General features: G+C 37.3%; 21 protein-coding genes. 8 read left to right on the top strand and 13 right to left on the bottom strand.

Annotated features, from left to right (window positions below):
• Positions 1-199 precede the first annotated feature (199 nt).
• From ABMA78_RS13000 to ABMA78_RS12990, 3 genes are all read left to right on the top strand, one after another.
• Complete coding sequence (locus ABMA78_RS13000; protein ID WP_392860629.1) at positions 200-946, top strand: hypothetical protein; 747 nt, start codon at positions 200-202, stop codon at positions 944-946.
• A gap of 486 nt (positions 947-1432) precedes the next feature.
• A complete protein-coding gene (locus ABMA78_RS12995; RefSeq protein WP_392860627.1) occupies positions 1433-2623 on the top strand; it encodes a hypothetical protein in 1191 nt (396 codons plus the stop codon).
• Complete coding sequence (locus ABMA78_RS12990) at positions 2610-5474, top strand: hypothetical protein (RefSeq protein ID WP_392860626.1); 2865 nt, start codon at positions 2610-2612, stop codon at positions 5472-5474. Before ABMA78_RS12995 ends, ABMA78_RS12990 begins: the two co-directional genes overlap by 14 nt.
• Positions 5475-5516: 42 nt before the next feature.
• On the opposite strand, the gene ABMA78_RS12985 is transcribed toward ABMA78_RS12990, so the two are convergent.
• Complete coding sequence (locus ABMA78_RS12985; protein WP_021266649.1) at positions 5517-6032, bottom strand: TetR/AcrR family transcriptional regulator; 516 nt, start codon at positions 6030-6032, stop codon at positions 5517-5519.
• 129 nt (positions 6033-6161) lie between these two features.
• Between ABMA78_RS12985 and ABMA78_RS12980 the strand changes: the two genes are divergently transcribed.
• Both ABMA78_RS12980 and ABMA78_RS12975 read left to right on the top strand, forming a co-directional pair.
• Entirely contained in the window at positions 6162-7784 is a 1623-nt protein-coding gene (locus tag ABMA78_RS12980; RefSeq protein ID WP_392860625.1) for a YiiX/YebB-like N1pC/P60 family cysteine hydrolase, read from the top strand.
• 47 nt (positions 7785-7831) lie between these two features.
• Positions 7832-8587, top strand: a complete 756-nt coding sequence (locus tag ABMA78_RS12975; RefSeq protein WP_392860624.1) for a DUF3050 domain-containing protein — start codon at positions 7832-7834, stop codon at positions 8585-8587.
• Here the strand turns inward: ABMA78_RS12975 and ABMA78_RS12970 are convergent.
• A complete protein-coding gene (locus tag ABMA78_RS12970; RefSeq protein WP_392860623.1) occupies positions 8570-9526 on the bottom strand; it encodes an FAD-dependent oxidoreductase in 957 nt (318 codons plus the stop codon). The two genes, ABMA78_RS12975 and ABMA78_RS12970, sit on opposite strands and share 18 nt — an antisense overlap.
• 121 nt (positions 9527-9647) lie before the next feature.
• Here ABMA78_RS12970 and ABMA78_RS12965 point away from each other — a divergent pair, with 121 nt between their 5' ends.
• Positions 9648-12011 carry a Tex family protein gene (locus ABMA78_RS12965; RefSeq protein WP_392860622.1) on the top strand — a complete coding sequence of 788 codons (2364 nt, stop codon included), beginning with the start codon at positions 9648-9650 and terminating at the stop codon, positions 12009-12011.
• Between the two features lie 262 nt (positions 12012-12273).
• Here the strand turns inward: ABMA78_RS12965 and ABMA78_RS12960 are convergent, their stop codons facing one another.
• From ABMA78_RS12960 to ABMA78_RS12910, 11 genes are all read right to left on the bottom strand, one after another.
• Positions 12274-12678: a hypothetical protein gene (locus ABMA78_RS12960; protein WP_392860621.1), complete on the bottom strand. Its 405-nt coding sequence runs from the start codon at positions 12676-12678 to the stop codon at positions 12274-12276.
• A gap of 24 nt (positions 12679-12702) precedes the next feature.
• Positions 12703-13065: a hypothetical protein gene (locus ABMA78_RS12955; protein WP_392860620.1), complete on the bottom strand. Its 363-nt coding sequence runs from the start codon at positions 13063-13065 to the stop codon at positions 12703-12705.
• 160 nt (positions 13066-13225) lie between these two features.
• On the bottom strand, positions 13226-13744 hold the full coding sequence (locus ABMA78_RS12950) for a lipocalin family protein (RefSeq protein ID WP_392860619.1): 519 nt from the start codon (positions 13742-13744) through the stop codon (positions 13226-13228).
• Between the two features lie 20 nt (positions 13745-13764).
• The gene (locus ABMA78_RS12945; RefSeq protein WP_392860618.1) at positions 13765-14892 is read right to left on the bottom strand and encodes an MBL fold metallo-hydrolase; all 1128 of its coding nucleotides are present in this window, start codon (positions 14890-14892) and stop codon (positions 13765-13767) included.
• Positions 14892-16064 carry an ABC transporter permease gene (locus tag ABMA78_RS12940; RefSeq protein ID WP_392860616.1) on the bottom strand — a complete coding sequence of 391 codons (1173 nt, stop codon included), beginning with the start codon at positions 16062-16064 and terminating at the stop codon, positions 14892-14894. The genes ABMA78_RS12945 and ABMA78_RS12940 overlap by 1 nt, the downstream gene beginning before the upstream one ends.
• 5 nt (positions 16065-16069) lie before the next feature.
• A complete protein-coding gene (locus ABMA78_RS12935; protein ID WP_392860614.1) occupies positions 16070-18187 on the bottom strand; it encodes a 3-hydroxyacyl-CoA dehydrogenase NAD-binding domain-containing protein in 2118 nt (705 codons plus the stop codon).
• A gap of 27 nt (positions 18188-18214) precedes the next feature.
• Complete coding sequence (locus ABMA78_RS12930; RefSeq protein ID WP_392860613.1) at positions 18215-19504, bottom strand: thiolase family protein; 1290 nt, start codon at positions 19502-19504, stop codon at positions 18215-18217.
• A gap of 125 nt (positions 19505-19629) precedes the next feature.
• On the bottom strand, positions 19630-20646 hold the full coding sequence (locus ABMA78_RS12925) for a hypothetical protein (protein WP_392860612.1): 1017 nt from the start codon (positions 20644-20646) through the stop codon (positions 19630-19632).
• A 144-nt stretch (positions 20647-20790) separates the two neighbouring features.
• Positions 20791-21048 (bottom strand): hypothetical protein, encoded by a 258-nt coding sequence (locus ABMA78_RS12920; protein ID WP_392860610.1) that lies wholly within the window; start codon positions 21046-21048, stop codon positions 20791-20793.
• The gene (locus ABMA78_RS12915) at positions 21045-22373 is read right to left on the bottom strand and encodes a hypothetical protein (RefSeq protein WP_392860609.1); all 1329 of its coding nucleotides are present in this window, start codon (positions 22371-22373) and stop codon (positions 21045-21047) included. The genes ABMA78_RS12920 and ABMA78_RS12915 overlap by 4 nt, the downstream gene beginning before the upstream one ends.
• An 11-nt stretch (positions 22374-22384) precedes the next feature.
• Entirely contained in the window at positions 22385-23728 is a 1344-nt protein-coding gene (locus ABMA78_RS12910) for a hypothetical protein (RefSeq protein ID WP_392860607.1), read from the bottom strand.
• A gap of 197 nt (positions 23729-23925) precedes the next feature.
• Here ABMA78_RS12910 and ABMA78_RS12905 point away from each other — a divergent pair, with 197 nt between their 5' ends.
• Positions 23926-24828: a hypothetical protein gene (locus tag ABMA78_RS12905; protein WP_392860606.1), complete on the top strand. Its 903-nt coding sequence runs from the start codon at positions 23926-23928 to the stop codon at positions 24826-24828.
• A gap of 138 nt (positions 24829-24966) precedes the next feature.
• Positions 24967-26214 carry a hypothetical protein gene (locus tag ABMA78_RS12900; RefSeq protein WP_392860604.1) on the top strand — a complete coding sequence of 416 codons (1248 nt, stop codon included), beginning with the start codon at positions 24967-24969 and terminating at the stop codon, positions 26212-26214.
• Positions 26215-26275 lie beyond the last annotated feature (61 nt).

The raw sequence follows: 26275 nt of genomic DNA, 5'->3' as shown, positions 1-26275 counted from the left end.
CTTAACTGTTGCTTACAAAGCTTACTTTATTCGAAGAAACTAAATGACATCAACTTCTTTTATAAACTAAGCTATAATTTTTAATACAGAGTATTGTTTTTAATGCTAATTTAAGTACATGAATAAAAACTTAAATATATCATCTAATTTAATATTCAAAATTCCTCTAATTATCAGTATTTTATTTTTTATAAACTCAGTGAATGATACAGTAAGCAGTCTTTCTAATATTAAAAATAGATACTCCAGAGCGGTGGACCTAATGCAGGAAAACCATATCCTCATGAGTTTTCTAGCAAACATATATAACGCTACACAAATTGATAAAGAAACAGTAAAAGAAATCTTTCCGAATACAATAGACACTGAAATCAACACTGCTTCAAAATACTACATCCTTAATAATGAAAAAACTGTAGTGGAAATGAAAGAATATATAAAGGCAGCAAATATTATAATCAATAACAGTGAATCAGGTAACAAAAGCAATTTAAATATAATTTCTAAAGCTAGCGTTAATAAAATCTCAGAAGAAAAAACATCACAATTAAAAAACAAACTTCAAATATATGACGACAAAAACATTTCTATACTACAATTATCACAAAATGCGGATAATATTGAATATGAATTGCCCAAAACAATTCCATTGTCAAATAAGCCCTACCTAAAAGACAATGGTGTCAGGACTTTAATCTACTTCTTAATTTCTCTACTTTCGATATTGTTTAATCACAAATGGAATCAACATTTCTCCAAATCCAATTTCCTTCCAAAGAATCCTGAAGAATACCAAAAAGCTTTCTTACTTATCCTTATAAATTTAGTCATCTCTATCTACGCAATATACTTTCCAGACTCTGAGAACACTATGACTTACTCTGCATATTTTGGTTATGCTGTCGCTCAAGGCTCAGGTTTATTCCACACCTACTACAAAAGTTGAAAGCCTTCATAATAACAACGGTTTAATTTTATACTTGCACTTACAAGTACCTAATTCAGTCAGAATTGGTTAAAGACTTTGCGATATTAAGCCTTATTCAATTCTTACAGTTATTGCGATTGATAAAATGACAGAATAACCTACCAATTAGTAACAACTCAGGACGACTTGCTCATACAAATATACTAGACTGAGACAGAACAATAACTCGAAAAACCAAGGCAATAATCATTTAAGACGTTGCCCTTTCGCACCATTCTTCTCTTATCTAATTCCAAAAAATTAACAACAACTAAGTAAACACTAAAAACCTGTGTTTGTTCAAGTTTTATACACTGTTCAGCTCTTCAACACTAAGTCACTAAACTAAATTTCAATACTTACACCACATTTCAGCAGTTTAAACTTTTTACACCCATGAACTTGTTTCATGATACATGGCATCATTCCTGCATCTATTTTAGTATCAAAACAAATAGGAATGACATGATTAAAGCGAAAAACGTAACTAAACATTTAATTTTACTGGCATTAATAAGCCAGGGCCAAGCTTTCGCACAGAATGATTCGGCAAAAATCTTTACAGAAGGACTTAGTTCTTCTCTAAAAAGTGCTGGATTTAAGAATGTGGGACTAGAGCTTGGTGCTGATTATGGTGCTCTTGATTCTAGAACTGATAAGGGAAGTGTTTATCAGACTAAGATGAATCTTGAGCTAGAAGCTGAAGTAGTAGACAGTGTCGACTTCAACTTTAGTGGTGGTTTTAGCTATCAGTCAGGTAACTCTTCTTCACAAGAAGCTGAGAGAGTAAAAACTTATAAGCCAAAGTTTACTTATGACTATGGTTACTTTGATATTAGGCCACTAAGCTTTGTAAAAATTAGTGCTGGTGCTCTTGATAACTCAACTAAGCGTCAATATATCTCACCATTCATTAACGGTGGAACTTCATTTATTGGTGCCAGAGAAGTTATTACGACGAAAGTTGGAAATTTCTACTTCCGTCTTCAAGCAACACAAGCAAAGCCACAGAATGCAATTTTAAGAGAAACTTTTAATATTGATGATTCAGGTGATCCACAATTCTTCTCTGAATCTGCAGACATCACTTACCTATCAAAAGCTTTAAGAATGGGTGGTGCTGTTGGAACTTATCGTTACAAGAAATTATCAGGTGATCTTGCAAATAAAGACTACTACTGGGGTAACTCGGTTAGCATCGGTACACCAATTGATCAAAGTCTTTACCTTTATGACTTCACAGGAATCTTTGCAAACGCAAGTGCAGAGATCGCTCTAGGAGATAACACTCTTAAGCTTTCTGGATCATATATTAAAAACACTGAAACAGTTATTCCTGATGATAAGAACACTGGTTACTCATACAGAATCGATTTCAAAACAAATATGGGTGACAAGAAGCTAACTCTTAAGGCGCTAGCATTTGAAAATCAAGCAGATACTGCTCCAGCATTTTACCGTGGTGGAATCTTTTCAAATGACTACAAAGGTTATGCAGCAGGATTTCAACTAGAAACTCAAAAAGGCTTTAGTACTGAATTTACATATATTAATCGCACTGTACTTGGAAACCTTGACTCAGCGTACTTAATTGATGGTTACAGTGACGAACAAGTTTACACAATCTCCCTAAGGAAAGAATATGACATTTTGTAAGAACATGAAGAACATCACTCTCCTAAGCATTTCAATGCTTGCACTAACGTCACTTGTTAGTTGTGGAAGTGACACTTCCAACGACGAAAGACAGCAACTTGCAAGACAGCTTAAAGCTTCTGCAAATGAAAGTGCTCTTGTGTCTGTTTCACGTTTCACTGTAGAAGGTGTTACTGAAGATAAGACATCAATGAAGTCTAGAATCGCTTACGGTAAGACTTTTCATGTAAAAGCGTGTCTAAGTTCAAAACTTGGAAAAAGCCTTCAATATCAAACATTTTACGTTTCAGGAGAAAACTTTCAAACTGTAGAGAGAACTGCTGATAACAATAGCTGTATCTTTTGGGATGAGCCAATCACAATGGACTACTCTCTTCCTAATACATACCTTCCAATGGGTGATCGAGTTATTACTCTTGGAACAAGTGCTAATATTTCATATGACTTAAAACTGTCGATGAACCAATACACAAATAGCATTATTCACAGAAATAATTATGTAATGAAAACTTCACTTAACAAGTCTCGTCTAAGTTCAAACGAGATCATCAATGTTAAGAATGTTAAGATCACTCCAAAAGGTTTTGGTCAAGTTGATCCAAGAAACGACAACTTAATTATCGATCAAAAAGTAGTTGTTAACGGTTGTCTTAACCTTAAGGCCAACGGAAGTTCACTTTCAAATGAATTTGTTAAGGCAAGACTTATTAACCTTGAAAAACAAGAAAATGGTGAAGAGCACGCAGTAACTGAAATGTATGACATCACAGATGGACAACTTGATGAGTCTGGATGTGGTGAAATCAAGTTCTACCTTGAGCACGAAAGATACACAAATACTCGTCGTATCCCTTTTAATCTTGAAATTGAAGTACAAAATGAAACACTTCAAAATGCAAAAGTAACACGTGGACTATGTCTATACCCATGGTCAAACAATGGTTGGATCTTTGCAGAAGTTTCAAGAACAGGAAAGTGTGAAAAAGATAATAACAATCAAAGAGCAAGACTATTTGTCGATGAAGTTAACTATAGCTTCCTAGGACACGATAATAATAATGGTTTCCACCTTAACAAGAACCTTGACCTAGTAATTGAGAAGTCATTCATTGTTAAGATGTACCCAAAGGTTAACTACGGAAACTACGTACACCACATGAACCCAATTGAGCCTTTCTACCAAGGAAAGCTTAAGCTTGAAGTTTACTTCCTAGCTCCACTTCAAGGTGATATTGATTTAACAAATGAGAACAAGCACAAGTTTAAGCTAATCTCTGTAGCTTCACGTGAAGTCGATGTTGAAAACAACCTTCTTAAGGCAAGAATTGATATGCCAATCAAGTTTGTGGACATGCCATATATCCACACAAGAACTTATGCGGCAATTAAACTATCACCAATCTTAAGAGAAGGAGATGATCCAAGAACTGCACCTCGTCCAGCATGGGCAGCAGGTACATTCCACGCTTCATCAAAGACATTTCACTCAATCCTACACACGCAACTACAAGTGACGGATGAGTTTGAAGCGAAGGATTACACAAATACAAAAATCTCGAAGAAAATGACTGAGATGGTACAACTAGAAAACTACCTTGAAAAACTATCTAACGATGTTAAAGGTGTAACTAAGAAAGATATCATTGCAGCAAAACTTGCTCCTAGATACAACAAGAGCTCTGAAGCGATCTTCTCTGATGAACTTAAGAAGCACGAGCTTTATGATGAAACAATCAAAGTTGATCACAATGGACTTAATAAGAAACTAATTGAAGAAAATAAGCTAACTGCAACAGAAATTTCTAAGCTTTATGAAGACCAGTACGATGCTGCAACACTTGCAAAACTATGTGGGACTTTCTTTAACCAAGAAAAGACAGGACTAATCTGGAAGACATACTCAGACTACAATATGAGAAAATGTATTGAGTCTCCATGGGAATTCATGATGATTACTCCAGTAAGTCACGTACAAGAGATTCTATCTAAGCCAAGAGTTAGCCACTCTAATACAATTAGAATTTCTAAATCAACAGGAAGCGGAACTTACTTTACTGAAAACAGAAGAGTTGGGTTCTCACACGGTTACAAAACAGGTGTTGGTGCGAAACTAGACTTTAAAATCCCTTTTGGTGAAAGTTCACCAGTAGGTGGTGGAGTTGGTGTATCAGCAGGATATGACTGGTCAACTTCATGGTCACTAGATAAGTCAAATGGTGATAATAATAGAAGTGACAGCGGACAATCAATTGATCTATACGCTGAAGCAATTACACTTAACTTTGAAGCAAGAACACACCAGTGTTTTATGATTGAAGGGACTTCTAAGTTTAAAGCTGAATGGGTAAGCTCACAAATGTATGGATCAGGTAATCACGGACTTGGTGGATCTCTACAATACGTAGCAGAGAACAACCCAATTCGTTACAAAGTTTGTAAGCCAAAGGCCGGAAAAGAAAGGCTAGAAGAAACTTGGTACTTTACTGGTGAAGGTTTCCAATTCAACTCAATCCTAAGAGATAGACTTGGAATGACTGAAAACCAATACACGATGATGTTTAGAGGAAGAAAGACACTTTATAAGTTTACTGACTTCTTATCAAAAGCTTCAAGCTCGATGTTTAACATCAAAGAAAGAAAGACTCAGTCACCAGATGTATATATGCTAGATGTATACAAGAATTATAAAGAAGCATTTGATAGCAATCATGACTTAATTGATGACCAAGCTATTCCAGGTACGGTTGAGAAGTATGATCCTATCAAAAACGGCGGAGACCACAACTTCTCTGAAGATAATTGTGAGCTTCCACCAGATGAATATAATCATGCATCAGTAGATTTTTGCTAGAAATATAAAGGCCGCTTATCTAAGCGGCCTTTTTTATATGAATTATTTTGCTTCAAAGCTATCGTATTTCGAAAAGATATAATCAAGAGTGTCGTCATCAACATCGCGGTAAAGACACACCCCTAATTCCATTAGATAAATTTTTAAGTGCTCACGAGGATCAACATTTGGATACTTCTTTTTTAGAAGTTCAAATAACTCGGCCTCGGCTTCCACGATAATATCAGATAACTCATTGCCGGCACCTTTATTGATCATATAAAGAGCAAGCAGATATGGCATTTGAATGATTTGTTTACGAACAATCTTAATACGCTCGCGAATTCCGACAGAGTTTTCCTGAGAAAGATTGAAGATACGAGAAATCATATACTTCACAGCTTCTTTAAGAATAACGTCCTTCTCCTTACCTAAATAATAATAGATGAGGGAGCGAGTTACGTCGGCCTCTTTGGCCACCTCGGCGATTTTCCAATTCAGGTGTCCCTTAGCAACTTCTAACTTGGTTACTGCGTTTAAAATTCGATAATGTACTTCTTCACTTTTATTGCTTGTCATAAATAAATCTCTCTATACTTGATAATAATACTTAAGTTTTAAAAGGTAAAATCCGATAAAAATTTATTGAGTCATGTTCAATTTTGATTATTTAGTTCTTTAGAATTTTCAGATTTATGGGGGAAAAGTATGAAAAATCAGAAACTTACAGGTATCGCAGGAGCATTTCTCTTCTCGACACTACTAGTTTCCTGTAATCAAAAGTCCTATCGAATGCCCAGCTCTCTAAAGAGCTCTAATTTTGACTCCCTGATGCACGAGATGCATGCCCAAGTCTCAAAAGGCGTTAAATCCCCTGCTGAATGTGCAACAAAGACTAAGCATTACTACAACAAGCTCTTTTCGATAAAATCAACGGATATCGACTTTTCAGAATTTTCCCAATATCAGATGCAGGATTTTGTGAACGCATCTTTCAATATTCGCCTGGACCTCAAAGAGAAACTCAAAGATCTCAATAGCTCAAATGAACTTGATCAAGACGAGAAAGAGTGTCTAAAAGGCGTTAAGGATATCTTTAGGGCCCTTCGTTATCTTGAAGATTACTTTATTGAGTCGTACTACGCATCAAGGCCAAAAGGGAAAGTCCCTCGCCAATTTACGACACTAAACTTTGATGGTGACTCTCCTATTCATTTCATGGTTAACCCAGAATATAGTTTTGCAGGCCCTACCGATCTCAAGTCAGGAGATATTATCCTTTCTCGTGGTAATGCCTATTCAAGTGCTGCCATTGCAAGAATCGGAGATGATGACCATCAATTCTCACACTTAACATTAGTTTACAAAGATAAGAAGACAGGAGAGCTTTTTACGTCAGAGGCCCATATTGAAGTCGGAAATGTCGCCGCTCCATTTCAAGTTCACCTTGATCAGGCAAACTCTCGTACCGTGGTCTTTCGTCACAAAGACGCCAAGCTAGCACACCTTGCGGCCAAAGAGATGCACGAGCGATTCACGAAATTCACAAAGAAGAATGAAGAAAATATCCCTTATGATTTTGCCATGGATTACACAGATGACTCTCAAATCTTTTGCTCTGAAGTTATTTACCATGGTTATAAAGTTGCAAGCTCGCAACTAAGTGGCACTGAAATGGATATTCCAGAATTTAAAACAACATTTAATCCGGCCCTCCTCTCTTTCCTACAAGACTTTGGGCTAAAGGTAACAAAAGAAAATATCTCAAAATTTAAAACTTTTGGACCTGGTGAGATTCAATTTGATTCACGTTTTGATCTAGTGGCCGAATGGAGAAACCCAGATAAGCTAAAAGACACACGTTATAAGGACGCGATTCTATCAAAGATCTTTGAATGGATGGAAAAAGAAAAGTATGAATTTGATCCAAGCTTTGGCACAAAATTAGGAAATGATTTTGCTTGGCTTGCTCGTCGTTCTGTCATCAGTCGCGGGATTATCAAATTTGTAGCAGGTGTAAATCTTGAAGAAAAATTCCCTCTAAATCTAGGTTCAAAGCAAATTGATCTCTTTGTGGTGCTAGACCAAGTTGGAGAAAAACTCTATGAGAGAATCGCTCAGGCAGAAAAAGAGGCCGGTGGAATTCTGTCATTTAATGAAATGTTTTACGAGCTTGAGGCCTACCGCAAAGAAGACGCAGCCAAGTACATAAAATATATTGAAGACAAGAAATATAATCAGAGGCTACAGATGCAAGGCGGACGACGCAATGGTCCACGTAGACGTCGCTCATTAACTAGGCCTGATTTCCATCACTTGTTTCACAATTAAGAATCTAAGCTTTAAGAAAGAGATATTTTAAGCTATATTGGCCGCATATGAAAACGGTCAATATAGCAATTCAAAACGCCCATAACGAGCTATGTGCTCACCCACTTTATACAAATATCAACGATATTGAAGATGTAAAAATTCTGATGAAATGGCATGTCTTTGCTGTGTGGGATTTTATGTCACTTCTAAAAGGCCTACAGCGTGAAGTTACATGTGTAACAACTCCGTGGATGCCTTCTAAGTACGACAAAGAATGCGTACGCTTTATCAATGAAATCGTTCTTGGTGAAGAAAGTGACGAGGACTTAAACGGCGGTCATATTGATCACTTCACAATGTACTTAAATGCCATGAAGGAAGTTGGTGCAGACACTGCTCCAATCGAAAACTTCTTTAAGGATTTTTCTTTTGATGAGCTGCCACAAGAGATCGCAAAATTTACGGCATTTAACTTAAACCTAGTAACAAATGCGCACCCAAGTGCTGTTGCTTCAGCATTCTTCTATGGAAGAGAAAACCTGATCCCTGATCTGTTTCAACCATTTGTTAATGTTTTAGAAGAAAAAAATATCGATGCTCCGTATTTTAAGCACTACCTAGTTCGCCATATTGAACTTGATGGTGACGAACACGGAGACCTTGCAGGAAAGCTACTTTCACAACTTTGTGATTCTAAGGAAAAAGAAGATCAAGCAACTCAAATTGCCCTTGATTCCCTTAAGCTTCGATCACAAATGTGGGATTATGTTCTTGAAGAAATAAGAGCAAATCGTTGCGAGAACTTAGAGCCTATCCACTAAATCTTTAGCAAGAGAAATTCCAGCGCTCCAGCCATTCTTATAGAGTGCGTTTAGAGCGTAGATCCCTTCACTTACCTCGCCACAAAATGGAGTGCGTCTTTTTCCTTTATGACGGATTCCAGTATGAATCATTGGTTTTTCAAGCTTTGAAAATTCTGGAAATAAGTCTTGGAATATTTCTAGCTTTTCATACACCTCTTTAGGAGAATGAAGATGACTAAGTCCCTCTATAGAATTGGCCCCAAAAAGCAGAAGATTATCTTGAGCGCGGTAAATTAAATTATAGTGGCCACGAGAAAGAACAAATGAATCTTCATTTAAATCAATATCCCATGTAAAATAAGTTCCCTTAACAGGCTTACCTTCAGGAAGATTCTTATCTTTGAAGATTAATGATGTATAAGCGCTGGTTGCAAGAATGATCTTTTCAGCTTTAAGCTCAGTAGCACTAGTTTGAACGACACCTTTATTAACTGCAGTTACTCTCGCATTGATTTTATCAACATCAGTCTTAAAAAAATCGAGGAAATTATGTGGATTAATAACGAATGCATCCTTGGCAACCATCCTTTGATTCTTAAATTCAACAAAATCAGTTCCATAACGGGCCTCAAATTGCTTAAATTTTAAAGGGTCTTCTTTAATATTAGGCGGTAGATAATATTGTTTACAGGAATAGACTCCTGGAGGTTGTTCTTTTTCAACAAAGTCATTTAAGAATTCATGAGCATGATAAAGGATGTCCCCAAGCTTTGAGATCCCTTCTTCAAATAGGCCAAAGGAAACAACACTTGTCGTTCGAGTGGAACATGCTGGAAAGCCTTCATCATCGAACACTTGGGCGATCTTAGCATTTGGGTATTTCATCGTTAAAAAATATAAAATGGCGCGGCCTGCAATACCGTCACCAACCACAATATAATCGTAATTCTTTATCATAATAACTTCTTACATCAATATTTTTAAGTTAACCAGTCGAATTTACTCAAGTTTTTAATTGTCATTCCAAATTCAATAACTATACAATTTTAATTCAAATTTAGTTAATGGAGTATGAATTATGTCAGAGACGACAACAGCAGCAAAGAACCCAATGGACGTTATTGATCAAAACGCCGTCCTATTTTGTGTCGACAACACAGATATCACAGCTAAACAAATCATGGCCGTACTGGCTATGTTACTTGTAGAAGACTGTACCGTCCCATTCATCACACGTTACCGTAAAGATAAAACAGGTGGTTTAGATGAAGAACAAATCCGTCTAATCCAAGAAAAATACGACGAATATATTGAGCGTGAAAAACGCCGTGCCTTCATCCTTGAGGCCATCACTAAACAAGAGATGATGACTCCTGAGATTGAAAAGAAAATTAAGGCCGCAACAAATATCAACCAACTTGAAGATATCTACGCGCCATTTAAGTCAAAGAGAAAAACAAAAGCACAGATCGCTAAAGAAGCAGGACTTGAGCCGTTTGCCATCCTTATGAAGACTTCTAAGCTTCCAATGCCTGAGCTTGCAAAAGAGGCCCTTAAGTTCATCAATAAAGAAAAGAAGATTGCAACTTTTGAAGATGTCTTAAAAGGTGCATGCGATATTATTATTGAAGAAATCGCTCACGATACAGAACTTAAAGAAACTCTTCGTAATGACTACTGGGCACAGGCGATGATTAAGTCTTCTCCGAGAAAGGGTTATGAAGAAATCAAAGATTGGCAAAAATATAAAGACTACTTTGAGTACGAGCAAAAAGTAGCAGATCTTCGTGATCCAAAAGCGGCCCACAGATTCCTGGCTATCCGTCGTGCTCAAACTGAAAAGATTCTTAAAGTAGAAATCATCTTTGATGAAGAATACGCAAATAATATGATCCTATCAAAGCACTTTGCTGATACAAGTGTGACAAGCTACAAGGCACTAGTCGACTGTGCTTCAAAAGCATATAAGAATTATATCCATTCTTCACTTGATCTAGAAATCAAAGGTGAGCTTAAAAAGCTTTCTGATGAATCAGCAATTGATGTATTTGGTGTAAACCTTAAAAACCTCCTTCTTCAACCATACCTTGGTTCTAAGACAGTACTTGCTCTTGACCCAGGTGTTGTCACAGGATGTAAAACTGTTGTTGTTGATAACACAGGTAAGTTTGTTGTTGATACTGTTGTTTACCCTCACCCACCAAGAAATCAGGTTCGTGAGTCGGCAACAATCCTTAATGCAATGATTGAACAATTCAATGTTGAATATATCGCAATTGGTAATGGAACTTTTGGACGAGAGACTCTTCAATTTGTTGAAGATAACGTAACAGCAGTTAAAGACGGAAAAGTTAAAGCGACAATGATCTCTGAAGATGGTGCTTCAATCTATTCAGCTTCACCAATTGCTAAGAAAGAATTCCCAGATAAAGACGCAACGGTAAGAGGTGCAATTTCAATTGGACGTCGTTTCCAAGACCCACTTGCAGAACTTGTAAAAATTGATCCTAAATCAATTGGTGTTGGTCAATACCAACACGATGTAAACCAAGTTAGACTTAAGAAGTCACTAGATGGTGTTGTTGAGAGTTGTGTGAACTTTGTAGGTGTTGATATTAACACAGCTTCAGCTCCACTACTTTCATTTATCTCTGGTATCGGGCCAACGGTAGCTGGAAATATTGTTAAGCACAGAGATAAGAACGGATTATTCTCAGATAGAAGCGATATCCTAAAAGTTTCACGTTTCACAGATAAGGTCTTCCAACAAGCTGCTGGTTTCCTTCGTGTCTACAATGGTGCAAACCCACTAGATGCAACATTTATTCACCCAGAAAACTACGATATGCTAGAGAACTGGGCACAATCAAAAGGCTTCACTTTAGAGCAACTAACAACTGACAACGCTGTTGCAAACCAACTTAAGTCAGATAAGTCTCTAATCGCAGAACTTGGAGAATTCACTGTAAACGACATTTATAAGTCACTAACAGCACCTTCTCAAGATCCACGTACAGAATTTAAGACAACGGAATTTAGAAAAGATGCACGTGAAATTAAAGATATCAAAATTGGTGAGCGCTACCCAGGTATCGTAAAAAACATCACTCAATTTGGTGCTTTCGTCGATATTGGAATTAAAGAAAATGGTCTAGTCCACGTATCACAAATGGCAGATCACTTTGTTGATAATGCTCTTGATGTTCTTAAAGTAGGACAAGAGGTTTCAGCTGTTGTTCTTGATGTTGATATGGACAGAAAACGTATTGCACTCTCTCTAAAATCAGATGGTACAGAAGAAGCAAAGACTTATGAGCGCCCTTCAGGAGGGCCTCGTCAAAGCAAACCACGTGGTGGTGGAAAACCAAAGATGCCAAAGCAAAACGATGCACCTTTAAAGAATAACGCATTTGCTGCACTTGCTGGGTTTAAAGTTAAATAGGTGCGGTATTGTCTGACCAAAGGCAGACTATTGGACGCACCTATAGCTCCCAGACACTTCAGTTAAAAAACAATATTCAACAAGCCTGCGTTTATGCAGGCTTTGTTGCCTCAGGAGCGATGGGAAAGTTAGCTAAAGAAACATGCTACTTTTATAAAGGAGCACGGGTACCAATCGAGATTTTAAAGAGTTAGTCTTCAAATAAAGAAATATTAAAAAAGGCCTAATGAGAGGCCCTTTTTTTGCTTTGCTTGTTTTTTAATTATTCACAATCAGGAACTTTTTTCTTAACAGATCGAATTAGGCTTTTTACCCAAGAACCAAATAAAGGCTTCTTAGTAAGTTGAATCGAACTCTTTTGTGAATACTCAGCTTCACCATCTCTTAGAAAAGACTCATGCATAGAAATACTAGTATATGCACCTCTATACTTATGAAGATCTGAAAAGATAGTCATATAATTTACAGTTCCATTAGTTGGTAAATCATCGATACTCTTAACTTCTGTAAATGTATAACCCTTATCTTCAAAAACTTTTAGAACTTTTTCTGTAATGTCGACACGTCCATCTAACTCAGACATAACTAAGTAGTTGTGACAGCTATCGCTTGCAAAAACATTAGAGATTAAAGTTAATACTAGTAATGACTTTATAAAATATTTCATCTTAACTATCCTTATTCAAATTTATTAATCAATTCTTTCTAGGTTTACTCTTAGGCCCATTCCAGTGTTAAGATCGATTGTGATCATATCCTGAATACCCATTTGCTTCCAAAAAACTAGATCAACTTTGTGGTTTTCTTCTTCATAGATCATACAGCTGAAAACAATAGAGCCATTTGAAACACGGTCTTTTTCACAAGTTGTATCAACTTGAAGCTGACCAGCATAATTCATTTTAAGATTATACTTCTCACCTGCTACGATTTCTGTAACTTCAACATTCTCATTACCTACAAGGGCCTGATCCATTTCATTTTGTCCCTTATAAGTTGCAGAATGAGCTGAAATTGCAGTTAGTGATAAAAGTACTAGTAACAATTTTTTCATAAATGTCCTCCATTATTTTTCTTCTTCATAAATCTTTAACTAAACAAATTCAGAATACTTCGTTGTGGAGAAAAATGTGAAAAGTTGAAATATTTATCTCTATGGATAAAAAGTGAACAACGCTAACTACTGGGAATCTCGATTCGTACCCGCGCCCCTTTTAGTGGTGAGGTATAAGAATTAAATCACGAGTGTTGTAACCTAAGGAGTCTAGCTCTCTGATGGCCCTTGCGACGATTTTGGAGGCGTTATCCTTAGAGTATTTGCGCGACATGATCCACAAGTACTTTTCATCAGGGACGCCGATGGCCACCCACTCGTACTTGGGATCAAGAGCAATAACGAGGTAATCAAATTTAAGAGGCCAAAAAAGCTGAATCTTCCAATGGGCATTGGTTTTCGTATCCTCGATCCAGGCCTTTTGCTTTAAGACTTCTTTTTCACCATCAAATGAATCTTTATTGAAAACGAATTTAACATCAATACGCTTTTCTTTTTCATTCCACGAATAAGTCTCAACAGAGTTATGTTGACCATCCTCTAGGAATGTTCCTCTTGCAGCAAGAACGTACCAATCCCCCATAAAGCGATCAATATCAACATAGTCCACAGTTTTATGGTAAGTAGTTGAGCTACAACTTAAGAGCAAGAAAGATAGGATTAAGAAAAGAAACTTCAAAAGGCCTCCTACTATTTAGATCACCACCACTTCTTTGTAACATAGTCTCGTTCATCAAAAGAGACAATTTCTCCTAACTTTGGTGCCATTAACTTAAGAACGCCTTGCTGAGCATATTCATTAAGTTTCAAGATAGGATCATCCCATGTATGAAATGAGAGAGAGAAAGCACCCCAGTGAATTGGGAAGTAGTATTTTGCGTTGATATCAGCATAGGCCTTAGGCCATTCTTCAGGAAGTAAGTGCACTGCAAACCAATCAGGGTTATATTGGCCAGATTCCATATAGGCCACATCAAATGGCCCAAGACGGCTTCCAATTTCTTTGAAATGGATATCATAGCCAGTGTCTCCACTAAAGTAGAGATTATTATTTTGAGTCTTTACAACCCATGATGCCCACAGAGTCGTATTCTCATGGGCCTGATCTCGGCCTGAGAAGTGCTGAGCAGGAGTAGCAGTAAACTTGATGCCTTCAAAATCCACATCTTGCCACCAATCAAGTTCAGTAATACGAGAGTCATCAAATCCCCATCTTTTTAGATGTGAACCTACGCCAAGAGGCGTGATAATTTTGACGTCTTTCTTCTTAGCGAAAAATTTCATCGTCGTCATATCAAGGTGATCATAGTGATCGTGAGAAATAATAATATAATCGATTTCTGGAAGCTCTTCTAAAGAGAGAATCGGAGGTGCAAAGCGCTTTACGAATAAAGGAACAGGTGAAGATGAACCTGAAAAGATTGGGTCAATTAAAACGATCTTTGAATCAACATTTAAAAGGATCGTTGAGTGCCCGAACCAAATCGACTTAACATGATCAGATTTCTCCAGAAACTTTTCCATATCTGGCCTTATTGAAGGAAGCGGCTTTTCTGGATAACGTCCTCCGCCCTTCCCTAAGAATTCAATAAATTTAGAAAGGCCAAAACCATCTTTTTGAATTGGCTGCTCTTTTGTAATATTAGGTCTACGGTTAACAAAGATTTGCTTTGAAGCATCGAAGTTCTCCGACTTTTCAAATGTTCTTAATTCACTCTTATCAGGGTGGGCCCCAAGAGAAGACATAAATACAGAAGCAACTTTACTCATAGCTGTACATCCAGATAAATTTAATAAGAAAGCTAATAGAAGAATATGCTTAAACATTAAGTTCCTACTTTTTTAACAAAACTAATGAAGTTCCCATTATCCTTGAAAAATCTCCAATTAGAGAAAAGAGTGAAGATCACTGTAATAATCACAGGCACTAGAAATGAGAAGACGAACGACGATCCAGTAAAGCGCACTGGAAGTGAACGATCCACAAACATCGCCGGCATAATAACTGGTGAAAACTGTGCTAAAAGTTTAAGAACAATAAAGCTTAGAAGGTTCCCAATCCCAATTGCACAAATCGTGATAATGGCAATATTAAGGCCTCCATACTTTTTGATCTGGTCCATACTCATGCCAAGAATCCAAAAAGAAGCAAAGTCGTTTCTAACTCTTGCGTAGAATATTGAAAGGCCTGAAATAATTGAAAAAGTAACGAGAACAATTGTCGCTAAAAATAAAAAGAGAACCACATTATTTTCTAAAGCAAGCGCGTAAACAAGGTTTTGATTTAACTCTTCCCAAGTTTTAAAGCTGGCACCTTTTGAAGTTAAATACTGCTTAAGTTCCCCGACTTCAGCGGCACCCAGAACACTATAAACCCTAAGTTTGTTATAACGACGAGATTTAGCAATTGAAAATGCACTATAGGCATGGCCCCAAGCATGAAGCTCATCAATATCCGGGTCCATAGAATCAGTGAAGTCTTCAATCATAAGAGACTTAAAGCGTGGCAACTCTCCAAAGAACACATCAGTGTGAGCTGGTGAGATAAATTGAATCTTATCATCAAGACCGGCGTAAATTTTTCTGGCCAAGTATGGTGATAAGAGAATCTCTTCACGCTGGGGCCAATGATCAATGGCCTGAGGTAGAACAGTTGAAGTCTCTTTTGTTAGCCCGTGAAAAATAACAGGGGCCAAATAGCCTTCAAGACGGATAAGGCCTTCAATTTCATATTCAAAAGAATATTTCAAGTTCTTATCATCTAAGTAGGACTGTGTCTTTTCAAAGCTAAGATCTTTAGGCAGATCAATAATGTAGCGGCCAAGGGTCTGTTTTCCTCGTTCAATACGATTCGTTTGCAGCCCCTTAAGGACAGACTGGACACTTAGAAGTGAAAAACTTGATATGATAAGACTCGCCAAGGCCATGATAAGTAGCCTTTGGCGAGTCTTAGCTTTAAATAAGTAATTTAGAAAGAATCTAAAAAAGCTTAGAAACATTTAATCTATAGCTCATAGAAAGTTGAATTTTCATCTGCAAGCTTATTCATAAGCGCACATGGAGTGAAGCGATCCTTACTTACACTCTCTGAAAACTTAAGCATCTCATCTCTAAGGCGAGCGATACCTTGAGTATCTGCATATCTTAGAAGCCCTCCTCTAAATGGAGGAAAACCGATTCCAAAAATAAGCCCTAGATCGACATCTTTTGCTTTTGCAACAATCTTATCTTCAAGAGTTGTCGCCGCTTCATTAATCATTGGCAGGAAGATTCTCATTTGAATCTCTGTTTCACTCATTTTCTTAGATGCTTTTGGAAGCATATTCCATGCTTCTTGGTTAGGGCCAGTTGGCTTACCTTTTTCATCATATAGGTAGAACCCTTTAGCATTTTTCTTACCAAAGAATTCCTTTCCAAGCATTTGCTTTCCAATAGCATTTGAGGCCTGGCGCTCACCTAGACCATCATAGATAATTTTCGATACCTTATCCCCAACGTCAATTCCAACTTCATCAAGAAGTCTAAATGGGCCCATTGGCATACCAAAGTTAAGACAAGCATCATCGATATCTTTAATTGAAACACCTTCTTCAAGTAAGAATCCAGCTTCATTCATATATGGCATAAGAATTCTATTCACAAGAAATCCTGGGCCATCGTTAACAACGACTGGAGTTTTCTTAACTTTAACAACCCAATCATATAGAGATTCGATCGTTTCATCAGAAACACCATCGTGTTTGATGATTTCTACAAGAGGCATCATGTGAACAGGGTTAAAGAAGTGAAGACCTGCAAATCTTGAATTGTCTTCAAGTGCACTTGCCATCTCTTGAATTGAAAGAGACGAAGTATTTGAAGTTAGAATCGTATCTTTGCGAACCTTAGTTTCAGTTTCTGCAAAGACCTTCTTTTTAATATCCATATTTTCAACAACGGCCTCGATCACAAGATCAGAGTGTTCAAATCCACGATAATCTGTTTGAGCACTAATTGATCTCATCTTGCGCTCAAAATCATCTTTAGACATACGCTTTCTTTTAACAGCACCAGCAAAGTTACTTGACGCCTGCTTAAGTCCTAGCTCAAGTCCAACTTGATTAAGATCTTTCATGATTGGAAACATGTCATTCTTGGCCATAAGCCAAGCGATTCCACCACCCATCGTACCTGCACCAAGACAAGCTCCACGGCGTAGTTTTCTTCCAACACCTTTTGCATCATCCATCTTCTTAGAACCTTCCATTAGGAAGAAGATATGACGGAGATTCTTCGATTGTTCACCAATACATAACTCTCCAAAAGCTTGTGCTTCAGAAGTTAAATAAGATGTACGACCTTTCATAACTCCAGCTTCCATCACATCAAGAATCTTAAGAGGTGCTTGATAGAAACCTTTAGTTTTCTTTAAAACAGACTCACGTGCTTTTTGAAAAATAATTTTCTTAGTGAATACGTTATCAGTTGCAGCGTCTTGCATTTTATCCATCATGCTACGCTTATCAACTTTCTTTTTGAAATGCTTTGGCGCTAGATCAACAAGGCGCTCTTTAGCATAAATCTCATCAGCTAAACCTGCTCTCTTAGCTTTCTTAGCATTAAGTGTTTTACCAGATAGAATCATATCTAGAGCTGTTGGAAGTCCTACCGCTTTTGGCAGACGAAATGTCCCACCAAAGCCAGGAATTAAACCAAGCTTAACTTCAGGAAGTCCAAGACCAGTTGCCTTGTCATCACTTACGATTCTTGATTTACATGAAAGGGCAAACTCAAGTCCACCACCAAGACAAACTCCGTGGATACATGCAACAGTTGGCATTTTTAAATCTTCAATACGGTTAAAGATTGTCTGCCCAGCTTCTGCACCTGCTTGTCCATCGGCCGCCGTATGCATCGTATCGAATAACTTAATATCTGCACCGGCCATGAAACATCTATCTTTATGTGAAAAGAAGATTGCTCCATCCAGCTCTTTTTCTTTTGTATGTAGATCTTCAACAATATCTTGAAGTTCTTTAAGTGTTTCTTCATCGAAAACAGTCATCGAAGCTTCGTTATTATAACCAAAGCCGATATATGCTTTCTTATCCTTGATTTCAAAACTGATTCTCTTATATGTCATTGCGATATCCTATATTTTCTAAATTAATTACTTTTGTAAGTTCTCGATAATCATGGCACCACCTTGACCACCACCGATACAAAGTGAAGCAACACCAAATCCTGCTTTTCTCTTCTTAAGTTCATGAGCAAGAGTTACGATTAAGCGTGAACCAGTTGAACCAACAGGGTGTCCAAGTGCAATGGCACCACCATTAACGTTAAGTTTCTCAGCTGGAATTTCACCCCATAATTTATCAATACCAAAGAAGTCAGCAACTTTCTTATCAGTAAATGCCTTCTTAACAGCAATAATTTGTGCAGCAAAGGCCTCGTTAATTTCAATGAGATCCATTTGATCAAGTGTCATATTTGATCTTCTAAATACACCATCCATTGCATGAAGTGGACCCATTCCCATACGCTCTGGCTCAAGTCCATGGAAGTGATAATCAACAACACGTGCTAGTGGCTCTAAGTTATATTTCTTAACGGCTTCTTCTGAACAGAAAAGAATTGCCGAACCACCATCAGTGATTGGACAACTATTACCAACAGTAACTGTTCCTGACTTACGATCAAAGTAAGGCTTCATTTTCGCCAGACCTTCAACTGAAGACTCTTTACGTGGCCCATGATCATTCATAAGCAACTTATCTAATTTTGAACCATAGATTAGAGGAACAATCTCATCAGCAAAACGACCTTCTTCAATGGCCTTAATTGCTTTATGGTGAGATTCATTTGCATAGATATCTTGTTGCTCACGAGTGATACCAAGTTCACGGGCAAGAAGCTCTGCTGTTTGTCCCATATTTAGGCCACAGAAAGGATCTGTTAAACCTTGTTCAATTGCAATAATTGGAGAAAGGTATGCAGGTTTAAAAGTCGAAAGAACTTTTAATTTATCACCAGTTGTCTTTGCTTTCATAAGTGAAGCAAAAAGCTCAGTCATTTGCTTCCCATAAATCAGAGGCATATTTGACATTGATTCAACACCACCAGCAATCACAACATCACTACGTCCACTAGCAACTTTAATGAAAGCTTGTGAAGCTGCCTCAAGTCCAGAAGCACAGTTTCTATGTACTGAATAACCAGAAGTCTTCTTATGCAGGCCGGCCTCTAATGCAATCACTCGCCCAACGTTTGGATACTTTGCAGGAGTTCCTGTGTTTCCAAAAATGACCTCATCAACTTCATCGTCACCGATAGAAGTTCCATCCATAATATGGCGAACAAGGTAAGCACCTAAGTAAGGAGCTTGAATATCTTTAATAATAGTTCCGGCTTTTGCATGAGGAGTTCTCACTGCCTCGACAATGTAGACTGGTTTCATTGATGATTCCTTTCTTCAAATTATTTTACTTGCTTAATATTGTAAGGATAATCAGTGGCAATGAAAAGTAAAAAGGCCCCTGAGCGGAGCCTTTTTATGAGAACATGGGTTTTTTAAACAATTGTTTAGAATAAGTATGAAAGACCAACACCTAAAGTAAATGTGTCAGCATTTTCAATATTCTTTGCTTGGTCAACAAGGGCCTTCTGATTGTTTGAACCATTGTATTGGGCCTCTTCTCCAAGTCTAAAAACATTCTTTTCGTATGATAGGCCAACTTGTGCGCTAAATTCTTTAGCAAAATTAACTTCTGCTCCAAGAGATGCACTACCTGATACATACTTAAGTGACTGCTTAGTCTCGTTAAAAGTATCAACTGGGTTTTGGATTTCAAATGATCCAAAGTGAATTCCAGTTCCAAGACTTAAGTATGGTTTAATCTTAGCTGAACGTGAGAAATAAAATTTACCATATCCACCAAAGTTAAACTCGTTATATGAAATCTCATCATTTTGTGAATACGAGCTTCCATTATTATAACCGTAGTAACCATAACCATAATTATTATAATTGCTAAGTTCATTACCTTGAATCGTAAGATTCATAAATCCTGCGCTAATTCCAATTGAAACTCGCTCAGACATTACAGTTTCAACAGAAGCTTGGAAGTTAATTCCTGCTGTCCATTCCTTCTGTTCACCAGTAATACTCTTATATCCTGTCTCAACAGTTAACTTATTACTAAGTTCTGGCATAACAGGTTCTGCAATAACTGGGGCCACTGCTTGTACTCTAGCAGGTGCGGCCTGCTGATTATTAATTTCATCCATTGCTTTAAGCTGTCCCTCTAGGGCCTTTTGAATCTTGTTTGCAATACGCTTTTCTTCTTGTAGACGCATATCTTCAACATTCTTTCTCATCATCTGCTCGTGCTTCTCTTCTAATTGGCGACGTAGCTTCTGAATCTTGTCAGCTTGAGATGGTTTCTTTTTCTTTTTGTAGAACCCGTCGATATTAATTTCGTCAGTATGAACAACTTGATCTGTTTCACTTAGTAATGGATCGTCTTGTTGTCCATATGAGGCAGCACTAGATAATAGAAGTGCAGCTAATACGGCCGAGTTAATCATTGTTGTTTTCATGATGTTCTCCCTGTCTCTTTTTAAAATAAATAGAGTTCAGTTTCTTATAACACATTGCGAGATATTTCTGTTCAAAAGCGAACGCTGATGAAATAATTTCATGAAAATGAAAAAAACCTATTAATATCAGATAGTTAAGAGTGTCTAGCGCAGACGGAAGGTACGAAATTTATTAGCATCAACCTCATTTGTCCCATCAATACCTATGGTTTTAAGGAAACAAAGGGGATTTATGCTCCCCTGCTGACATGCTTCGGGGTCGGCCTTAAAGCGTGCATCAAGAGTTTTAAAGACAGCAAATAAGATAGAGATCACTGCTACTAGAAGTAACATATACTCAACAGCGGTTTGGCCGCGTTGGGAAAGTAGAATGGATTTCTTATCACTGTAATTCGTCATCATATATATGTTTTAAAGTCGCGGGCCTCTAATAAAGTCTGTGTAATTCCTAAATTATTCTTCTTCAGAGGTCCTTGGTAGTAGACCCCTTTTACAGAATCATATTTTCCACTGTCGGCCATTCTAAACTTAAGGTGAATTCTTGAGCTCGAATTAATCACACTATGATTACGAAGCATACAAGTTTCATTTGTTAGTCGACCTTTAATGAGAGTGTCATTTTCATCAATGATATCGTTGGCCAGTAGAAATTCATGCAACTCCTGCTCACAGAAATCATATTTAAGGCAGTCATCAAATTGTTTAAAGATTTTTATTTGGCAAGTTTCGTCTTTTAAAATCTCTTTTCTAATGAGAGCGATATCTCCACCAAAAGAGTTTTCACTAAAATGATAATAGTCTGCACTAATGAGATTATCACTTAGTTTGTAATCTAATTTTACACAGCGATAAAGGTCAGTGATATTGTGAGAAATATTTAACTTGTCTAAGTTTGAACTAAAGATAGCAATTTTCTGCGGGGCCACAACTCCAGTAAATGAAGAGAGCTGAACTGCCCACGGTCTTTTACTTGCAAAACTAAACTCTTCAGCAATATCTTCAAAGCTATTACCACCAAGACTTTCAATCGTTTTCGTGGCCTGCTCTTCTTTATTTTCTTGCCATTGAAAACGGTAGCGTGGCGACAACATGAGAATAAAAAAGTAGATACTTTCAAGGTCAGAAAAAGTCTGTTCTAGTGTCTTTGTATAGACACAACGAAAGCAGCTCGTAAATTTCTCAAGCTCTTTATTCTCTCTAAGGTGCTTTTTAAAAAGAGCATAAATATCATAGATATAATTTGGAAGATCTGAGCGCAGAGTGCTTACGGTCACCTGATGAAATGTCTTATAACGACACAGAGACTCTCCAAGGCGCTTAATTGAAGAAGTAAAGTCTTGATCGAATTTTTCCTGATCAACGTCTTCGATTCTTAGGCGATTAATAAATTCATTATAAAGCTCAGGGAAATGACGACAAACTTGTGAGAAGTTTAAAAATGGACTTAAGCTAGCACATAACGTTTGCTTGCCATTATATTTTAAATAAAATGGTGAATGAACAAATGAATCCTCATCAAATATATTCGTTTCTAACTCTAGGTCTTCTGCCCATGCCTTAATAAAGGCAAGATCTAGTGGCCCAAAGAATTTGAAATAAGGGTCACTTGCCTTAATTCTCTTATCTTTTAAATAAATAGCACCAAAGCCACTTTTTAAAATTTGAGTGGCCGTTAAGAAACTGGCAATATTATTTCCAATAACAAGGGTATTAATTTTTTTATTCATATGTAGATATCTTAATTTGTTAATAATGCAATTAGCTTACGCTTTGCCATTTCGCTTTCTTCAATCATATCAGAAATCAACTCATTGGCCATCTTATTGCCACTTGAAGTCTGCATGATCTCAAAACCATCTTTCATTTCATTAATGGCCCCAACTTCGACACCTGATTTAACAATCGTGTCATACTCAGTGGAGCGCTTAACATTTGGCCCACAAAATATCTGGGCCCCAGCGACAAAGGGCTCAAGAACTGAATGGATTCCTTTACCATGTCCACCTCCCACAAAGACTTTTGAGAAGTATGGGTAAATCTCACAAAGAATGCCTCTTAGGGTACAGATAATGAGTCCAGGAGAGGCCTTGAAATGATCTAAGAATTCATCAAGCTTACCACCATCAATCGTCTCCTTAGTTAACATGTGAATAGGTAGTTCAGGGCAATGAGTTTTAATAAGTTTAGCAAGATGTTCAACGTTATCTTCCTTTAAAACATGTGGGGCCATAAAGACAAAGAGTTCACCGGCCATCATTTGCTGGCAAAAGCGAGTGTCTTCAAAGAAGTCCATCTCATTAGGCCAGGTCTGGGCCAAGCAAATTCTTTTGTCATAATCGTATAAAGATAAAACCTTATTTAACTCATCATATAAAGAGTGCTTTCTAAAGAAGTGTTGGCGAGCATTGATTTGTAGCATCCTAAGCTCGATCGGGCGCACTAGCCTATCCTCATCAATATCCTTTTTAATGACCTCATAATCCTCTGTTGTCGCACAAATGATTTTTGAAAACATCGAGTAAATATAGCCTTTGACTCTCGGTAAACGAATCTGTTCAAAAGGAGCTTCTTTCATGCGAGAGCTTTTAACTGTTGCAGAAAATAAAATAAACTCTTTCATTTTAGAGCCTAAGTAAAGAAGCTCTGGAAAGAAGTCATAGCGAACCATCATCATCTTATTAGCACTAGACCATGCGATAATATTTTGGCGAGAAAGAAGTGGAAAATAGATCATTAAAGGCAAGCGTAGGTAGCGAATATTTTCACGATTGGCTTGATAGTAGTCCACTACCTTATGTTCAACACTTGGTGAAGTAAAGATTAGCTCAATATTTTTTCCTAAAGAAATTAACTCGTCACTTAAGGGCCTAATCTGCTCAAACTCTCCTTCACTAGAGAAGTGAAAGACACAGTGGGCCTTTTTGCCAAATCTCATAAAGGGCCTACAACCTTCATCACGATAATTTCGTCTTTCAAATGAAATTCGATCGTAAAAAGGCCCTACTTTAAGGAGATAAAGCACAATAAAGACAGGATACAGTGCAACTCTTACAATTGCTTGAATAAGAAAAATCAATAACATAGGTATATTATAATGAGGTTTTTCCTAATATTGAAGCCAAAATAAGGTCCATTTGACACCAAATTAGGTAAATCAACATATTTTTCTGACATGTTCTTACAAACTGAAATATTAAATCCCTAAATTACAATCATTTGTTGCAATTCAATAAAAAAAATTCGATTATCTTTAGTCTATAAAAGAAAGAGGGAGAAAAAATGGGAATTTTAAAGGGAGCATTTATTGCATTCGTGGCAATGAGTACGATGGCCGCAACGTCATCGACTTCAGTATCAGTGCCATCTTCAAGCTCAACAGCTTCAACAACTGCATCATCTACTGACGCAGCAACAACTTCAGAAGCATCGACAGGAACTTCTTGGTACCAGAAATTAAAGGACTCACCTTTTAATATGCAATACCTTGTTGAAGGTTCAAATAACTTTAAAAAATCAATCAATGGTTACAGTTTCTATAACTATTTATACCTTGGTTACAATATCGATAAAACTTTTGCTGTAAAACTAGTTCCTTACTGGAAGACTGACTTCACAAAAGCACAAGAAAACAAAGACGGAAGCCGTACAATTCACCAACAATACGGTGCAACTCAAGCTCGTCTCTATGTTAAGAATATCCTAACTGACGAAAAGCACGGATATGATCTTTATGCACAAACAAGATTTTACTGGTATCCGAAGGCCACTCAGGAAAGTTCAGGATATGATGCAAAAGCTCGTCTATACCTAATTGGTGGAAAGAAAATTACTGATAACTTCAAAATTGGAACATACGCTTTCTACGAAAGCTATATCAGAAATACAGGAACTTCAGGTTTCGTAGAAAATTATTACGCAGCAGTTGCTCCTACTTATTACATCAATGACAAGTGGTATACAGCACTAACAATCGACTACTACAGAACAAAGAGAAAGACAGGTAATAGAGAGAGTGAAACTCTTTCTGTTTCACCAGAAGTTGGATACTCGTTCCCAATCTGTTCACTTTCAGCATCACTAGCTCTTGAGCCAGTAGATTTTAGAGGTGAAGATCCAGACTTCGTTGATGGAACTCTAAAGAATGCCTCTTTAGTTGTCTCAGCATTCTTCCCAGTTTTTTAATTTAATACTCCATTTTAAATACTTACAAAGCCGACCTTATGAGTCGGCTTTGTTTTTTTAAGTCTTTATTAAACTACAGGCAAAAATTTCCGATAAACCACATAGAAAGTGATTAATCTAATCAGGGTTTGAGGAATTATGGCCACAAGTACAAAGAAAAAGATTACTGAATACCTACTGACAAAAGAACAGATTTCAGGGGGTCTCTACGAACCTAATGAAGTCTACTTTATCAAAGATGGTGACAAGGAACTTGGACCGTTTTGGCAAGAAGATCTAAAAGAGTTTATCGAAGACTACTCTCTCTTTAATCAATCTGTATTTGTTAAGAGTATGCTTGAAGAACAGTGGAGTATGATTACTGCACACCCACTCTTTCAAAGAAGAAAACCTGAAATTATCAAAGAATTCCAAATTGATGAGGATGACCAATTTTTCATCCTAAAGAATAATAAAAAAGATGGGCCATATAAGAGCAGTGAAATCATGGCAATGCTCGACTCACTTGAGCTATTATACACAGACTTCATTTCTGTTGATCAAGGGCAAAGTTGGGGAACGATTCATGAATTTGAAGTCTTTGATCGAAGAAGTCGCTCAAATGAAAGCTTACCTGACTCACCTCAAGGTCATATTTTCAAAAATTCAATTCTTGATGCAGACAAGGCCATGGCCCTAGCAAAGAAAGACTCTGATGATCGTGAATTTATTTACGATCTAGCCTATATTGGAAATCAAAAACTAAATCCAAATAAGGCATCGATAGATGACTTTGAACAAAAAGAAAAATCTGATCCTGCGACAATGATGCGTCTAGGAACATTTGCGGCAAGCTTTGTGCTAGTAGTTGCAGTCTTCTTTGTCTTTAGCAAATTATCTGGAACACCAGATACGCCTGTGGCAAAGGCCAAGAAAACAACAAGAGTTCAAACAAAGCGCACACCTGCTGCACAGGCGCAGAAGAAGGCACCAACGAGAACAACAAGAACCGTTACTAAAAAAAGAGAAGTACCTAATGCATTCAAAAAGAAATCAAGACCTAAGCGTCAGATTTCAAAAGGTAATGATCCAATTGGAAAAGCAGACTTTCTGGCCGACAGAAAGATGAAAGATGCCGTGATGGACCCGGCCGATCTTCCACCAGAAGTTATCTTTGACGATGCAAACGAAGCGTTGGAACTAGACCCAGTACGCGAGAGAATCTCAAAAGAAACATTTGATCCTCAAGAGCAGGAATTGAATAATTACGATGAGCTTGATGCGGCACGAGAAATCGTAGATGAATACCTTGATCGCTCACCTGCAGCGGGGTCAATGCCAGACGATGTCGACGGCCAATATGACGACTTTACGCCAGAAGATGCAGTAGAAGGTGAACAATTCTAATAGGTTGCCTCCATAAAAATTAAAAGAATATGTAGTCAATAATTGATTATTTATGTTACTT

This window comes from Halobacteriovorax sp. RZ-2, assembly GCF_043196685.1.
Classification (GTDB): Bacteria; Bdellovibrionota; Bacteriovoracia; order Bacteriovoracales; family Bacteriovoracaceae; genus Halobacteriovorax_A.
This window is presented reverse-complemented; position numbering and strand designations above follow the sequence as displayed.

What these genes read in the sequence shown, in the direction of transcription:
- ABMA78_RS12995 (WP_392860627.1), top strand. Translation starts at nt 1,433, where the DNA reads ATGATTAAAGCGAAAAACGTAACTAAACATTTAATTTTACTGGCATTA.
- ABMA78_RS12990 (WP_392860626.1), top strand. Translation starts at nt 2,610, where the DNA reads ATGACATTTTGTAAGAACATGAAGAACATCACTCTCCTAAGCATTTCA.
- ABMA78_RS12985 (WP_021266649.1), bottom strand. Translation starts at nt 6,032, where the DNA reads ATGACAAGCAATAAAAGTGAAGAAGTACATTATCGAATTTTAAACGCA.
- ABMA78_RS12980 (WP_392860625.1), top strand. Translation starts at nt 6,162, where the DNA reads ATGAAAAATCAGAAACTTACAGGTATCGCAGGAGCATTTCTCTTCTCG.
- ABMA78_RS12975 (WP_392860624.1), top strand. Translation starts at nt 7,832, where the DNA reads ATGAAAACGGTCAATATAGCAATTCAAAACGCCCATAACGAGCTATGT.
- ABMA78_RS12970 (WP_392860623.1), bottom strand. Translation starts at nt 9,526, where the DNA reads ATGATAAAGAATTACGATTATATTGTGGTTGGTGACGGTATTGCAGGC.
- ABMA78_RS12965 (WP_392860622.1), top strand. Translation starts at nt 9,648, where the DNA reads ATGTCAGAGACGACAACAGCAGCAAAGAACCCAATGGACGTTATTGAT.
- ABMA78_RS12960 (WP_392860621.1), bottom strand. Translation starts at nt 12,678, where the DNA reads ATGAAATATTTTATAAAGTCATTACTAGTATTAACTTTAATCTCTAAT.
- ABMA78_RS12955 (WP_392860620.1), bottom strand. Translation starts at nt 13,065, where the DNA reads ATGAAAAAATTGTTACTAGTACTTTTATCACTAACTGCAATTTCAGCT.
- ABMA78_RS12945 (WP_392860618.1), bottom strand. Translation starts at nt 14,892, where the DNA reads ATGTTTAAGCATATTCTTCTATTAGCTTTCTTATTAAATTTATCTGGA.
- ABMA78_RS12940 (WP_392860616.1), bottom strand. Translation starts at nt 16,064, where the DNA reads ATGTTTCTAAGCTTTTTTAGATTCTTTCTAAATTACTTATTTAAAGCT.
- ABMA78_RS12935 (WP_392860614.1), bottom strand. Translation starts at nt 18,187, where the DNA reads ATGACATATAAGAGAATCAGTTTTGAAATCAAGGATAAGAAAGCATAT.
- ABMA78_RS12930 (WP_392860613.1), bottom strand. Translation starts at nt 19,504, where the DNA reads ATGAAACCAGTCTACATTGTCGAGGCAGTGAGAACTCCTCATGCAAAA.
- ABMA78_RS12925 (WP_392860612.1), bottom strand. Translation starts at nt 20,646, where the DNA reads ATGAAAACAACAATGATTAACTCGGCCGTATTAGCTGCACTTCTATTA.
- ABMA78_RS12920 (WP_392860610.1), bottom strand. Translation starts at nt 21,048, where the DNA reads ATGATGACGAATTACAGTGATAAGAAATCCATTCTACTTTCCCAACGC.
- ABMA78_RS12915 (WP_392860609.1), bottom strand. Translation starts at nt 22,373, where the DNA reads ATGAATAAAAAAATTAATACCCTTGTTATTGGAAATAATATTGCCAGT.
- ABMA78_RS12910 (WP_392860607.1), bottom strand. Translation starts at nt 23,728, where the DNA reads ATGTTATTGATTTTTCTTATTCAAGCAATTGTAAGAGTTGCACTGTAT.
- ABMA78_RS12905 (WP_392860606.1), top strand. Translation starts at nt 23,926, where the DNA reads ATGGGAATTTTAAAGGGAGCATTTATTGCATTCGTGGCAATGAGTACG.
- ABMA78_RS12900 (WP_392860604.1), top strand. Translation starts at nt 24,967, where the DNA reads ATGGCCACAAGTACAAAGAAAAAGATTACTGAATACCTACTGACAAAA.